General features: G+C 64.4%; 11 protein-coding genes. 6 read left to right on the top strand and 5 right to left on the bottom strand.

Annotated features, from left to right (window positions below; translation table 11 throughout):
- Window position 1: 1 nt before the first annotated feature.
- Both pyk and IVA96_RS06570 read right to left on the bottom strand, forming a co-directional pair.
- Window positions 2-1,438, bottom strand: coding sequence for a pyruvate kinase (pyk, locus tag IVA96_RS06565; protein WP_247280189.1), 1,437 nt, complete (start codon window positions 1,436-1,438; stop codon window positions 2-4).
- Window positions 1,435-2,025 carry a DUF1036 domain-containing protein gene (locus tag IVA96_RS06570; protein ID WP_247280188.1) on the bottom strand — a complete coding sequence of 197 codons (591 nt, stop codon included), beginning with the start codon at window positions 2,023-2,025 and terminating at the stop codon, window positions 1,435-1,437. Before IVA96_RS06570 ends, pyk begins: the two co-directional genes overlap by 4 nt.
- A 190-nt stretch (window positions 2,026-2,215) precedes the next feature.
- Here IVA96_RS06570 and IVA96_RS06575 point away from each other — a divergent pair, with 190 nt between their 5' ends.
- The 3 genes from IVA96_RS06575 (at window position 2,216) to IVA96_RS06585 (ending at window position 4,826) form a co-directional block, all read left to right on the top strand.
- Window positions 2,216-2,521 (top strand): DUF1244 domain-containing protein, encoded by a 306-nt coding sequence (locus tag IVA96_RS06575; RefSeq protein WP_247280187.1) that lies wholly within the window; start codon window positions 2,216-2,218, stop codon window positions 2,519-2,521.
- Window positions 2,522-2,709: 188 nt separating this feature from the next.
- Window positions 2,710-2,982, top strand: a complete 273-nt coding sequence (locus IVA96_RS06580) for a DUF2312 domain-containing protein (protein WP_247280186.1) — start codon at window positions 2,710-2,712, stop codon at window positions 2,980-2,982.
- 80 nt (window positions 2,983-3,062) lie between these two features.
- Entirely contained in the window at window positions 3,063-4,826 is a 1,764-nt protein-coding gene (locus IVA96_RS06585) for an adenylate/guanylate cyclase domain-containing protein (RefSeq protein ID WP_247280185.1), read from the top strand.
- Window positions 4,827-4,879: 53 nt separating this feature from the next.
- On the opposite strand, the gene IVA96_RS06590 is transcribed toward IVA96_RS06585, so the two are convergent.
- From IVA96_RS06590 to IVA96_RS06600, 3 genes are all read right to left on the bottom strand, one after another.
- Window positions 4,880-6,496 (bottom strand): DUF882 domain-containing protein, encoded by a 1,617-nt coding sequence (locus IVA96_RS06590; RefSeq protein ID WP_247416230.1) that lies wholly within the window; start codon window positions 6,494-6,496, stop codon window positions 4,880-4,882.
- A gap of 276 nt (window positions 6,497-6,772) precedes the next feature.
- Window positions 6,773-8,968, bottom strand: coding sequence for a L,D-transpeptidase family protein (locus IVA96_RS06595; RefSeq protein ID WP_247416232.1), 2,196 nt, complete (start codon window positions 8,966-8,968; stop codon window positions 6,773-6,775).
- 346 nt (window positions 8,969-9,314) lie between these two features.
- Window positions 9,315-10,811, bottom strand: a complete 1,497-nt coding sequence (locus IVA96_RS06600) for a sigma-54 dependent transcriptional regulator (RefSeq protein ID WP_247416234.1) — start codon at window positions 10,809-10,811, stop codon at window positions 9,315-9,317.
- Between the two features lie 127 nt (window positions 10,812-10,938).
- Here IVA96_RS06600 and IVA96_RS06605 point away from each other — a divergent pair, with 127 nt between their 5' ends.
- From IVA96_RS06605 to IVA96_RS06615, 3 genes are all read left to right on the top strand, one after another.
- Complete coding sequence (locus tag IVA96_RS06605) at window positions 10,939-12,873, top strand: M3 family oligoendopeptidase (RefSeq protein ID WP_247416236.1); 1,935 nt, start codon at window positions 10,939-10,941, stop codon at window positions 12,871-12,873.
- Window positions 12,874-12,960: 87 nt separating this feature from the next.
- On the top strand, window positions 12,961-13,185 hold the full coding sequence (locus IVA96_RS06610; RefSeq protein WP_124162834.1) for an AbrB family transcriptional regulator: 225 nt from the start codon (window positions 12,961-12,963) through the stop codon (window positions 13,183-13,185).
- A gap of 10 nt (window positions 13,186-13,195) precedes the next feature.
- Complete coding sequence (locus tag IVA96_RS06615) at window positions 13,196-13,591, top strand: type II toxin-antitoxin system death-on-curing family toxin (protein ID WP_247416238.1); 396 nt, start codon at window positions 13,196-13,198, stop codon at window positions 13,589-13,591.
- Window positions 13,592-13,677: the final 86 nt, after the last annotated feature.

A 13,677-nucleotide genomic window follows, 5' to 3' on the forward strand; every position in this document is an offset into this window, starting at 1 on the left:
CTCAGATATGGGCATCGCCCTCGGGGCCGACCGAGGCGATGCGCACCATGTTGGTGGTGCCGGGGATGCCGAGCGGCACGCCGGCGACAATGATGACGCGCTGGCCGGCCCGGACGAAGCCGTCCCGGAACGCGATCTGGCCGGCGCGGCCGACCATGTCGTCCTGGTCGCGGGCATCCTCGGCCACGACGCAGTGCACGCCCCAGACGACGGCGAGGCGGCGGCCGGCCGTGATGTTCGGTGTAATCGCCACGATCGGCGGCTTCGGCCGCTCGCGCGCGACGCGCACGGCGGTTGAGCCCGAGCTGGTCCAGCAGATCAAGGCGGGCAGGTCGAGCGTCTCGGCGATCTGGCGCGCGGCGTCGGCGATGGCATCGCCGGCGGTCGATTCCGGCGCGGGGCGCTGCGCCATGATCACGGACCGATAGGTCGGGTCGCGCTCGACCTCCTCGCCGATGCGGTTCATGGTCGAGACCGCCTCGACCGGGAACTTGCCGGCCGCCGATTCCGCCGACAGCATGATGGCGTCGGCACCCTCGTAAACGGCGGTGGCGACGTCGGAGACTTCGGCCCGGGTCGGCACCGGCGACTGGATCATCGATTCCAGCATCTGGGTCGCGATCACCACCGGCTTGCCGGCGCGGCGCGCCATCCGCGTCATCTGCTTCTGCAGGCTCGGCACCCGCTCCAGCGGTAGCTCGACGCCGAGATCGCCGCGCGCCACCATCAGCGCATCGGAAGCCTCGATGATGTCGGCGAGGCGATCGATCGCCTGCGGCTTCTCGATCTTGGCCATCACCGCGGCGCGGCCACGGATCATCTTCTTGGCTTCGAGCACGTCGTCAGCCCGCTGCACGAAGGACAGCGCGATCCAGTCGACGCCGGTGACGAGCGCCGCCTCGAGGTCGGCGCGGTCCTTCGGGGTCATCGCCGAGACCGGCAGGTCGGTGTCGGGCAGGCTGACGCCCTTGCGGTCGCTCATCTTGCCGCCGACCACGACACGCGTCACCGCGTGCTCCTTCGTGGTCTCCTCCGCGATCAGCCGCACCTTGCCGTCGTCGAGCAGCAGCGCATGGCCGGGCCGGAGCGCGGCCAGGATCTCCGGATGCGGCAGGTGGACGCGCGTGGTATCGCCTGGCGCCTTGTCGGAATCGAGGGTGAAGGTCTGGCCGTTCTGGAGCTGGACCGCGCCGTCACTGAAGGCGCCGAGCCTGAGCTTCGGGCCCTGGAGGTCGACCAGAATGCCGATTGGCCGGCCGTAGCTCGATTCGACGTTGCGGATCGTCGCCACCAGCTCCCGCATCTTATCATGCGGTGTGTGGCTCATGTTGATGCGAAACAGGTCGGCGCCGGCCTCGAACAGGCGGCGGATCATCGCGAGGTCCGACGAGGCAGGTCCCAGGGTCGCGAGAATCTTGATACGGCGAAGGCGCCTCATTGCTTACTTCCAGACGGGGGCGAGGGCGCTGGCGGGAGGCCAGTCGCGGGCGGCGTACCACCGGGCGGGCTGTTGGGCAAACCGGGAACCCCGCCCGGGCCAACCGTGCCGGGCAGGCCAGGTACGCGTTGCTGCGCCGGTTGTTCGTTGGCGTCGGTGAGCTGGACCGTCCAAGCCCGCTGCTCGCCGGTATCGACCTCGAAATAGCCGGTGCGGTCGTAGCCGCGCGCCAGGCAATCCTCGGTGCCGCGGATGGTGAACTCCTTGTCGCGCGAGCACATGAAGGCTTGGCCCGACCATTCACCGCCACGGTCGTAGTCGATGGCATAGATGTAATAATAGCGGGCGACCAGCGTTCCCCGCAGCAGCGTCTCGCAGGTGCGCGACGAGATGTTCCACCAGCCCTCGGTGGTCCAGCCCTCGGCGTCCTTGTAGCCCAGCGCGATTCCGACCCGGCTCGATGTGTTGTTGCAGAGGCGGAAATCGGCGGACGCCGGGCTGGTCCAGAGGCACAGCAGCGCGACCGCCAGCACCGGGACCAACCGGGCGAGCACGCAAAGGGGGGAGCGGGGAGATTCGGCGATCATTGGCGCGGAAGCTATATCAGATCATTGACGATTTGGCGTGGCGCCGCAGAACCGCCCCAAGGAGCGGTAAGGCCGGCTGCCGGCTCGTTTGCGCCGTGATATGGCAAAATCTGTGACAGGACCCACCTGATCCCGTAAGGGTGACCGCCATCGGGCGGCAGAGCACAATTCAGGGCCAAGGAATCCAGCTATGGCAATCGACGACAAAACCAGAACGGAGCTCGAGGCGGCCGCTTTCCGCCGCCTGGTCGATCATTTGAGGACACGCACGGACGTCCAGAACATCGACCTGATGAACCTCGCCGGCTTTTGCCGCAACTGCCTGTCCAACTGGCTCAAGGACGCCGCCGACGCCCAAGGCGTCGCCTTGAGTAAGGACGAGAGCCGGGAGGCCGTCTACGGCATGCCCTACGAGACCTGGAAGTCGAAATACCAGGGCACAGCCACGCCGGAGCAGATCGAAGCGATGAAGAAAGTCCATCGCCACGGGCACTGAACGACGGCCTGCTGAGTCGCGCCACACAACAGCTTTCTTCAAGCAGCCGCAGGAAGGTGTGGGCGCGCTGTGGACGAGCGCGATGCTGCCTTGAACGCCGGGAGCGCCAACCCTAAGGGTCTACCCAGCACGCGCGGTAAGGATGCCGGCGTCACCTTGTTTTTGCCAGTTCCATTGGGAGTACCAAGATGGCCACCTCCGCCGCCGTCCGCGACGACGAGCCCGCGACGAAATTTGCCAAGGACCAGCTCAAATCCATCATCGAGCGCATCGAGCGGCTGGAGGAGGAGAAGAAGGCGATCTCGGACGACATCCGCGACGTCTATGCCGAGAGCAAGGGCAACGGCTACGACGTCAAGGCGCTGCGCACCATCGTGCGCCTGCGCAAGCAGGACCCTAACGAGCGCGCTGACGCCGAGACCATTCTCGAGACCTACATGCAGGCGCTGGGGATGATCTGAGGCGCCCGGGGGCGTTGCAGCGCACCAAGCTTGGGCGAAATCCCTTCATCTGCTAGAGTGCCCGGTGAAGGGACCGAGCGATGGATGTGCCGGGACCAGAGCGCAGGCTTGCCGCGGTCCTCGCCGCCGACATGGTCGGCTTTAGCCGGCTCATGGAAGTCGACGAGGCGGGTACCCTTGCGCGCCTCAAGACCCATCGGGTCGAGCTCATCGATCCGGCCATTGCCAAGAATCGCGGCACCATCATCAAGACGACGGGTGACGGCATGCTCGCCGAATTCCACAGCGTCGTCGATGCCGTGCTCTGTGCCGCCGAGGTTCAGCGCCGCATGGCGCGGCGCAATGCCGATGTCCCGCCGCCGCGATGGATACAATTCCGCATCGGCATCAATCTTGGCGATGTCATCGTTGATCAAAACGACATTTTCGGTGACGGCGTCAACGTCGCAGCACGACTGGAGGCGCTGGCCGAGCCTGGAGGGATCTGCGTTTCAGGCGCGGTGCGCGATCAGGTGGGCGACCGGCTCGACGGAGTTCAATTCGAAGATCTCGGCGAGCAGAACGTCAAGAACATCGCTCGCCCGATCCGCATCTTCCGCATGCGGCTGGCGGAAGGGCCTGCAAGCCTGCCAGAGGCGACGAAGGCTGTTACGTCACCAACTGTCTCAAAGAAGCCGTCCATCGCCGTGCTGCCGTTCGCCAACATGAGCGGCGATCCGGAACAGGAGTTCTTCGCCGACGGTCTCACGGAAGACATCATCACCGAGCTCTCGCGCTTCCACGACCTGCTCGTCATCTCGCGAAACTCGACCTTCGTCTACAAGGGCAAGGCCGTAAAGGTCCAGGACATCGGCCGTGAGTTCGGGGTCGACTATGTCATCGAGGGCAGCGTGCGGAAAGCCGGCGGGCGTGTCCGCGTCACCGTGCAGCTGATCGACGCGGAAACCGATCGCCACATCTGGGCTGAACGTTACGATCGCGAGCTCCAGGATATTTTCGCCATCCAGGACGAGATGACCCGCGCGATCGTCGCGACGTTGCCTGGTCGCGTCGAAGCGGCAGCGCATGACCGCACCAAGCGCAAGCCGACCGAGAACATGCGCGCCTACGAATGCGTGCTGGCTGCAAAGCTCCTGCATCACCGTTCAACACGCGAGGACAACGCGCAGGCGCAGATACTGCTCAACCGGGCGCTGGCGATGGATCCGAATTACGCCCACGCTCACGCCTGGAAGGCGTGTGTGCTCGGCCAGTGCTGGATTTATGGCTGGTGCGCTGACCGCGACGCGACTTTCGAGCAGGTGGCTGCAGAACTCGAGATCGCGTTGGCACTCGACGACAATGATGCAGATGTGCACCGCATCCTCGCCGCGCTCAATCTGACGCGCCACGACTATGAAAAAGCCACTTATCATCAGGAGCGTGCGTTGGCCCTCAACCCGAACTACGATCTGGTTGTCGTGCAGCAAGGAGAGCTCCTGACCTGGCTGGGCTTGCCTGAGGAGGGCATCGACTGGATCAGGAAAGCGATGCGGCTCAACCCTCATCATCCCGAGCGATTCTGGAGCCATCTCGGTCGCGCGTATTATTGCGCGGAGAAATACGCCGAGGCCGCCGAGGCGTTTTCAAGGATCACGCGGCCCGACTATACCCATCACGCGTTCCTTGCAGCGATATTCGCGCAGATGAACAATGCCGTCGCGGCTGGCGCTCACGCCGCGGAGGTTCTGAAGCGCGAACCCGGGTTCTCGGTGGCAGCCTATCTTGCAACCCTGCACTACAAGCGCGAGATCGATCGCGAGCGTCACGAATCCGGCCTCCTCAGGGCTGGCCTGCCGGCTTGATCGATACGCGCAGGAAGAACAGGGCAGGCGAGAGCTTGGCTGGGCCGCGGCTCTCAGCGCAGCGCGGCAGCGCGCATGACGAAGGACGTCGTCTCGAGCTTGGCGGTGGCGCTACCCGAGAAACTGTCGCAGGACAGGCCCTGCATCGGGTCCTCGACAAAGCCCATCGCGATCACGGCCTGCGGCTTGACGAAATAGCGGCGCAGCGCCGCCGTATCGAGCTCGCCCATCAGCGTCACCGACATCGCACGGCTGGCGCTCGGTGACAGCATCACGATCTTGAGCCAGATGCTGTCGCCCTTGGCCGCGGAGAGCCGGGTCGCGGTTGCGATCCTGCCATCGATGCTCTTGCCGACCACGGTGTTGATCTCGGCCTGAGCGAGGCTGCGCGTCGTGGAAGCGGGACGAGCGGAGCGCGGGATCGGGGCAGAGGCGGCGACGACATTGGCGCGGTCGACCGGCGAGGCGGAAGCGGGGGCAAAGGCCAGCGCCTGATAGGCCGCGCTGGAAACGCTCGCGGTGGCTTGCGGATCGGTGGCGGCGGCAAGTGCCTGGCGCGCCTTCAACGCTGCGACCTGTGCCGGCGTCGCCTGCTGCGGCGCGGCCGGTATATCATCCCAGAAACCGCGGGCATTGATGATGTCGGCCGGGGTCTCGGGCTTGGCATCGGCAGATTTGGCGGTCGCCGGCTTGTCAGCCCCCGGCTTCGGCTTGGGTGGCGCAACGATCTGCGCGTCGGCCGAGGCGAGCTGGAGCGTTGCAGCGATCTGCGGCTTGGCGCGCGGCGTCGGCACCGGCTCGGCGGACTTGGCCGCGGCGGCGACCACGGTCGGCGTCGCCGGTTTCGCGGCCGGCGCCGGTGCGCCCTCGTCATCCTCGTCGCTGCTGGCGGCCGGAGCCGCCGACCTGCCCTTGAACAAGGCGGCGAAGAAATTGGTCTTGCTGCCGGAATCGTCGCCGCTGCCGCGTCGCTCGATCTCGGCCTTGGCGAGCTCATAACCCTTCAGCGGAACGCCGTCGGTCGGCAGATGCACTGTTTTTCCGTCCGGGAAAACGCGGGCGAGCTGGTCATGCGTCATGCGCGGCCAGTGCCGGATGCTGCCGGTATCGAGGTGCACGAAGGGCGAGCCGGAGGTCGGATAGAAGCCGACGCCGCCGCGCTGGAGGCGCAGGCCGGCGAAGCGGATCTGCTCCAGCGGCACGCCGGGGATATAGAAGTCCATCGCGTGGCCCAGCATATGCTGGCTGAAGCGCGCCACACCGGAGGAGCGGCGGCGGAGCATGGCGTTGGTAGCGGGGGAGCGGTAGGAGGAGATGATCTGAATCGGCTGCTTGCCGTCGACGTCGCGATAGACTTCCCAGAGGATGTCGAACAGGCGACGGTCCATGACCGTCTCGTCCTGGGTGCGCCAGTCGCGCAGAAAGTGATTGAGCTGCTTCAGCGCGGCTTCGTCATACCGGCCGTCTCGTTTGAAGGTGACGGTGAGGTCTTCGCCGGAATGGGTGTGATGAAAGGAGAGCGTCTTGGTTTCGTTCAGCGCGGCGGCGTCATGAACCGAACCTGCGGCAGCAAGCAGCAGTGCAGCAGCGAGGCCGATCCTGGATCCGGCCTTCACTCCCGCATGGGACAACGACAGCACAGCGAATTGGCGTGCGAGACCAGTCAGCACGTATGAGCCCACCCAGTCGACGAGCGTTCAAAATGGACTCTCCCGCCAACCCCGTAGCAGCGCGAAAGAGGATGAACGCTTTCTTAAAGCGAGAAGGTTAATTCGAGGTTGACCTTCCCGCCCCCAAACCAAGTCAGAATACAATCCTAAACGGTTGACTGTGGCAAAAAAACGCCCGCTGTCCGGGCCGAGGTTGAGTGTGGTTAACGTTAAGCGACCCCGTCCAGGGACGGGGTCGCTGATTTTATTGCAGAATTTTACAGAGGGAGCTGAGCCTCAGCGGGTAAACACCCGCTGCGGGCGGCGGCCCACCGGTGCGGGCGGCGCGGTCGGGGCTGGTGCCCCAAACAGCCGCTCGAAGAAGTTCGGTCCGGACGAGCCGAAGCCACCGCCATTGTTGGCCACCGCCACGCCAGAGGGCAGCGTCGTCGCCGGGCGCGAATAGCTCGGCTGCGAATGCGCCACGACGGCCTCGAGGTCCTTGCCGCGGTTGTTCTTCAGGATGTTGATCATGGTCGCGTCGCGGCCATAGATATCCTTGCGAAACTGGAGCTTGCCGGCGTCATCCACGAACGCGGTCTGATAGGTGATGTTGACCGGGATCGGGGTCGGGAATTTCAGGTCGATCTCGCTCTTGCCGTACATGCTGCGGACGCGCTCGGGCGTGTACTTGTCGTTCGGCATGGTGATATTGAGCAGCACGGACGCGTACTGATCCGGATTCTGCACACGCATGCAGCCGTGGCTGAAGGCGCGCTCGTCCCGGGCGAACAAATGCTTGTCCGGCGTGTCGTGCTGATAGACCAGGAACTTGTTCGGGAAATTGAAGCGGATGCGGCCGAGCGCGTTGGCTTCACCCGGCGGCTGCGAGATGTGCACCGAGCCGTCGCGGTTCTGCTCGAGCTTGAGGCCCATGCGCTGAAGCACGGTCGGGTCCTGCTGAAGCGCCGGCAGATATTCGTTGTAGACGATCGACGGGGGCACGTTCCAGGTCGGATTGACCGTGATGTACTTCATCGTCTCGGTGAGGAGCGGCGTCGCATGCGTGCCCGGTTTGCCGGTGACGACGCGGGTGGTCCAGACCTGCTGGCCCCGCTGCATCACCTTCAGCGTATAGTCGGGAATGTTGAGGATGACATAGGCATCGCCGAGTGAGGGCGCCCCGAGGTCGCGCGGCAGCCAGCGCCAGCGCTCCATGTTCACCAGCACCACGTCGATCTGCTTGTCGCGCTTGGGGGTGTTGAGTGCCTTGACGGTCTTGTCGTCGAGGATGCCAGTCGCCTTCATCTCGGCGCCGCTCTGGAATCTGCGCACGGCGTCGGCGACCGCCGCGTCATAGCGGGTGTCGTTCGCGTTCTCGGTGATGCCGAGCTTGGCGCGCAGCTGCGGCACGCGCGCATCTTCCACGACGATCTCGGCCTGCTTCTTGCCGGCCGGGGTGTATTTCAGCGCCGGACCATCGGCGATCTCGATCAACGGGCCGCTGCCGTGGCCGCGGAGCTCCGCGAGCTTGGCCTTCAGCTCCTTATAGAGCTTGTGCGGCGGGTTGTAGCTGTCGAGCGCGGCGGACGCATCCGTCGCGGTCGTGACCTTGGCAAGCACTTCGTTCGGGTCGACCGGGTGCTCGGGATAGAGGATGTCGCCGCTGACTTGCGACCAGTGCATGCGGCCACTCTGGGCGTGCCGCGCATAGTCGAACATGCTGGCGGTGAGTTTCAGCTCGGCATCGGCGAGCGTATCGGGCGTGGTCGCGGCGGCGAAATCCGGCACCGGATAGTCGGCCGGATTGAGGCCGTCGGAGGCCGCGTCCTTCAGCCGTGCGATCACACCCTTGGCTGCAGCGGTCAGGCTGCCGCCTTGAGTCCAGACCGGCGCGAAGTCGCGCGCACCGTAAAACTTCTCGATCGCCGCGCGCTCGTTCTTGCGGTCGAAATGGCGCGACGTCTTGGCGCCGATGATGTCCTTGAGCCTGTCGGCGACCGGCTGGTCGGCAGCGGGAACGTTGCTCGCGGCCTTCACCGGCTCGGCGGCCGGAGCCGCAGCGGGGGCCGCAGGCGCGACCGGCGTTGCCGTCGCCGTGTCTGCCTTGGCGGGCTCAGATGCGGCAGGCTCGGTCTTCGCAGGTTCGGTCTTGGCCGTCTCGCTCGTCGGCGCCTCAGTGGCGGGCGAGGTGGCGACGTCGGAAGGCTTGGTCTCGACTTTGTCGGGCGCCGGTGCGACTTCGGTCTTCACGGGCTCCTTCGCAGTGGCCTGAACGGTGGCGGTGGTATCGAGCTTGATGTCGGAGGCGGTTGGGGGCGGGACGTTGGCCGGCTCGGGGCGCGGGATCGCGGCCTCGATCGCGAGCTCGGCGGCGCTGCTGCGCGCCTGATCCTGCGCCAGGGCTGAGCTGGCGGACACCGTGAGGAAGGTTGCCGCGATTGTCATCAAGACACGGTCAAAGCCTGCACGGTGGTTCAAACAGTCACGCATTGTGTCACACCCCTCGGGTGAACTGTCCCTCGTGGAACAGCTTCGTTATCGTCGCTAAATCTTCGGCTGAACGCGCCGGCCTCTCGAGAGTCGCACGCCTGCACGCAACGATTCATACGCAGACGATATACGGGCCCCGTTTTTGCGGCCAGCGCTACCCGGGACAACTCACGACAAACTGACGTCAAGGCAGCCTTTTTGGCAACGAATTATGCGCATGCCCCACGCGCTTTTCCCTGTGTCTGTCACTTCCAGGTCACGGTTCACGTCGCGACGAAATTTCACCGTGTTGCGAAGGGCTTGCGGCCTCTTCGCGGCAACAGGCAATCCGCTGTGCAGATACGGCTCAGTGCGTCTCCTCGTCGCTTTTCCCGCCATGGCCAGGCACGCCTGCTTCGTCGAGTTTGCGGTAGAGCGTGGACCGGCCGATTTTGAGGCGGCGGGCGACTTCGGACATCTGCCCGCGGTAATGCGAGATCGCGAAGCGGATGATTTCGCTCTCCATGTCCTCCAGCGGGCGGACATCGCCGCTCGCGGTCAGCATGCAGAGAGTTCCCGCCGACGCGAGGGGAGCAATCGGTATTTCGTTACCCGACACCAAGGGAGGCGCCGCGATCGGCTCGAGCATCAGTGGCGCAGTCGGAATGTCGGTTGCGGGATGCGGCTGCGAAGCGAGCAGGGGAAAATCGCCGAGGCCAAGCTGGTCGCCGTCGCTCATCACCACCGCGCGGTAGACCGCGTTTTCGAGCTGGCGGATGTTGCCAGGCCAGTCGAGCTGGGCGAGGTGAGCCACCGCTTCGCCGCTGATGCCGGTGATGGTGCGGTTCTCCTCGGCGGCAAAGCGCGCCAGGAAATGCCGCAGCAGATGCGGAATGTCCTCGCGCCGGGCCCGCAGCGACGGGATCGTCAACGGCAGCACGTGCAGGCGATAAAACAGGTCTTCCCGGAAGTGCCCCTGTTTGACCCGCTCCAGGAGCTTGCGATTGGTCGCGGAGATGATGCGCACGTCGACCTTGACGGGCTTGCGGCCGCCGACCGCCTCGACCGCGCCTTCCTGGAGCGCGCGCAAGAGCTTGACCTGCGCCGTCAGCGGCAACTCGCTGATCTCGTCCAGGAACAGCGTGCCGCCATGGGCCTCGACGAACTTGCCCATGTGCCGCTCGGTGGCGCCGGTGAAGGCGCCCTTCTCGTGGCCGAACAGGATGGACTCGACGAGGTTGTCGGGGATCGCGCCGCAATTCACGGCGACAAAGGGTTTTGCCTTACGCTCGCCGCTGCCATGAATGGCGCGCGCGAACATCTCCTTACCGACGCCGGACTCGCCCTCGATCAGCACGGGAATCGAGGAGTTCGCCGCCTTCTGCGCGGTGCGCATCACGCCTGCCATCGCCTCGGAGCGGGTGATGATGTCGGAGAAGCTCAGACGGCCCTCGCGGCTGTGACGGATGCGCTGCAATTCGCCCTTCAGTGCGGAGGCGTTAAGCGCGTTGCGCAGTGAAACCTGAAGCCGCTCCAAGCCGACCGGCTTGACGACGAAATCCGCCGCGCCGGCGCGCATCGCCGAGATCACGTTGTCGATGCCGCCATGCGCGGTCTGCACGATGACCGGGATGCTGAGGCCCGCTTCGCGGATTTTCGCCAACACACCCATGCCGTCGAGGCCGGGCATCACGAGATCGAGGATGACGCCGTCGATGGCCGGGGCGTCGGGAGCGGTGAGGGCAGCGATCGCGGCGTCGCCGGAATCCACGACGACCGTCTCGTAGCCGCATTTCTGCACCATGTTTTCGACCAGCCGGCGGGCTACAGCGTCGTCGTCGGCGATCAAAATACTGGCAGCCATGGTTTTCCCTGCACGCTACAACTATCTGTCTCGAATCGGGGCACTCTGGCCGAAGCCGATTAACGCACTCTTAAACCTTGATGCCCACGCCCGCCGTCGCGACGGTTGAACACAGGTTTCCCGCACAATGAATTCGCGCTCCAAGCTCGCTCTCAAAAAGTCTGCTCTCAAGAAGCCCGTTTCCAGCAAGTCCGCTCCCCGCAAGCCGAGCACCAGGAAATCCGCCGCCAAAGCAAAGTCCTCCAGGCCTTCCGCAAAGTCTCCGCCTGCAAAGCCTGCAAGCAAGACCGGCAAGCTTCCGGAGTGGAACCTGGCCGATCTCTATTCGGGGATCGAGGCGCCGGAAGTGGCGCGCGACCTCGACAAGATGGATGCCGATTGCGTCGCGTTCGAGACGGACTACAAGGGCAAGCTCGCGACAGGGACAGCAAACGAAGATGGCGGAAAATGGCTCGCTGAAGCCGTGCGACGCTATGAGGCGATCGACGACCTCGCCGGCCGTCTCGGCTCCTATGCCGGCCTGGTCCACGCCGGCGACAGCGTGGACCCTGCGATTTCAAAATTTTACGGCGACGTGTCCGAGCGCCTGACGGCGGCGTCGACACATCTTCTGTTCTTCGCGCTCGAGCTCAATCGGATCGATGACGATATTTTGAACCGCGCGATGCAGACACCGGAGCTGGCACACTATCGCCCCTGGATTGAGGATTTGCGCAAGGAAAAGCCGTATCAGCTCGACGACAAGCTCGAGCAGCTCTTCCTGGAGAAGGCGCAGACCAGCTATTCCGCCTTCAACAGGCTGTTCGACCAGACCATCTCGGGCCTGCGCTTCAAGGTGGGCGCAAAAGAGCTCGCGATCGAGCCGACGCTCAATCTGTTGCAGGACCGAGACGGCGCAAAGCGCAAGGCCGCCGCCGAAGCCCTGGCGAAGACCTTCAAGGCAAATGAGCGCACCTTTGCGCTGATCACCAACACGCTCGCGAAGGACAAGGACATTTCCGACCGCTGGCGCGGCTTTCAGGATGTTGCGGATTCCCGGCACCTCAACAACCGCGTCGAGCGCGAGGTGGTGGATGCGCTTGTCGCCTCGGTGCGCGCGGCCTATCCAAAATTATCGCATCGCTACTACGGGCTGAAGGCGAAGTGGTTCGGCAAGAAGCGGCTCGCTTATTGGGACCGTAACGCGCCGCTGCCCTTTGCCGCGACCGACGTCATCGGCTGGCCCGATGCGCGGAACATGGTGCTGACGGCCTATCGCGGCTTCTCGCCCAAGATGGCCGACATTGCGGAGCGCTTCTTCACCGATCGCTGGATCGACGCGCCGGTGCGTCCGGGCAAGGCGCCCGGCGCGTTCTCGCATCCGACCACACCGTCGGCGCACCCTTACGTGCTGATGAACTACCAGGGCAAGCCGCGCGACGTGATGACGCTCGCGCACGAGCTCGGCCATGGCGTGCATCAGGTGCTCGCCGCGAAGAACGGCGCGCTGATGGCACCGACGCCGCTGACGCTGGCGGAGACCGCGAGCGTGTTCGGCGAGATGCTGACCTTCCGGCGGCTGCTGGCGCAGACCAAGAGCGCAAAACAGCGCCAGGCGCTGCTCGCCGGCAAGGTCGAGGACATGATCAACACCGTGGTGCGGCAGATCGCGTTCTATTCGTTCGAACGCGCAGTTCATACCGAGCGCAAGAACGGCGAGCTCACCGCGACCCGGCTCGGCGAGATCTGGCTGTCGGTGCAGGGCGAGAGCCTGGGGCCCGCGATCGAGATCAAGGCGGGCTACGAGAACTACTGGATGTACATCCCGCACTTCATCCACTCGCCGTTCTACGTCTACGCCTATGCGTTCGGCGATTGTCTCGTGAACTCGCTTTATGCGGTCTACGAGAATGCGGCCGAGGGCTTTGCCGAGCGCTATCTCGACATGCTTGCCGCCGGCGGCACCAAGCACTATTCCGAGCTGCTGCGGCCATTCGGGCTCGACGCCAAGGACCCAAAATTCTGGGATGGCGGGCTCAGCGTCATCGCCGGCATGATCGACGAGCTGGAGAAGATGGCCTGAGTGGCTGGCTTCTTGCGGGGCGTAAAACGTCTGTTGAACCAAGAGTCCAGCAATGTTATACACCCGTATAACCGCTGGAGGTTAGCCATGAAGATCGAGATCAAGAAGATCGGCAATTCGGACGGGTTGTTGCTGCCCCGCGAGCTTATGCAGCGACTCGATCTCAAGCGCGGGCAGCAATTGCATGTCGTGGAATTGCCCGGTGGGGGTTTTCAATTGCTGCCTTACGACCCCGACTTCGAGCGGACGATGGAAATTGCCGATGAGGTGATGGATAAGTATCGCGATACGCTCGCTGCGCTGGCAAAATAGCGGCCGGCGCATGAGTGATCCTCAGGAGCCACTCTGGGTCACCTACGAGCAGGCTGTCGCAATTCATAGCCGACAGCTCCGGCGCTTCGGTGGCGCGCCCGGATTGCGCGACGAGGGCATGCTGCGTTCGGCGCTGGAGCGTCTGATCAACAAATGGCGCTATGAACAGGCGCCAATGGAAGAACTCGCTGCAGCATACGCGTTCGGCCTCGCGAAGAACCATGCATTTGTCGACGGAAACAAGCGCATCGCCTTCATGGCGATGATGGTCTTCCTTCACAAGAACGGCGTCGCCTTCAGTCCCGCTCCCGCGGAAGCGACAACGATGATCCTCTCGCTTGCCGCGGGCGAAGTCAGCGAGCAGAGCCTGGCGCGCTGGATCCGCGACAATTGGAATTCCAAATGACCTCATTTGCGGGAAAACCGCGCCCGCGTGCCGTTGCCCTGCCCGAAAGTTTGCGGTATCCCAGCCAAGAATTCGACTTTCGACTG

Source organism: Bradyrhizobium sp. 159, assembly GCF_023073795.1.
GTDB lineage: Bacteria > Pseudomonadota > Alphaproteobacteria > Rhizobiales > Xanthobacteraceae > Bradyrhizobium.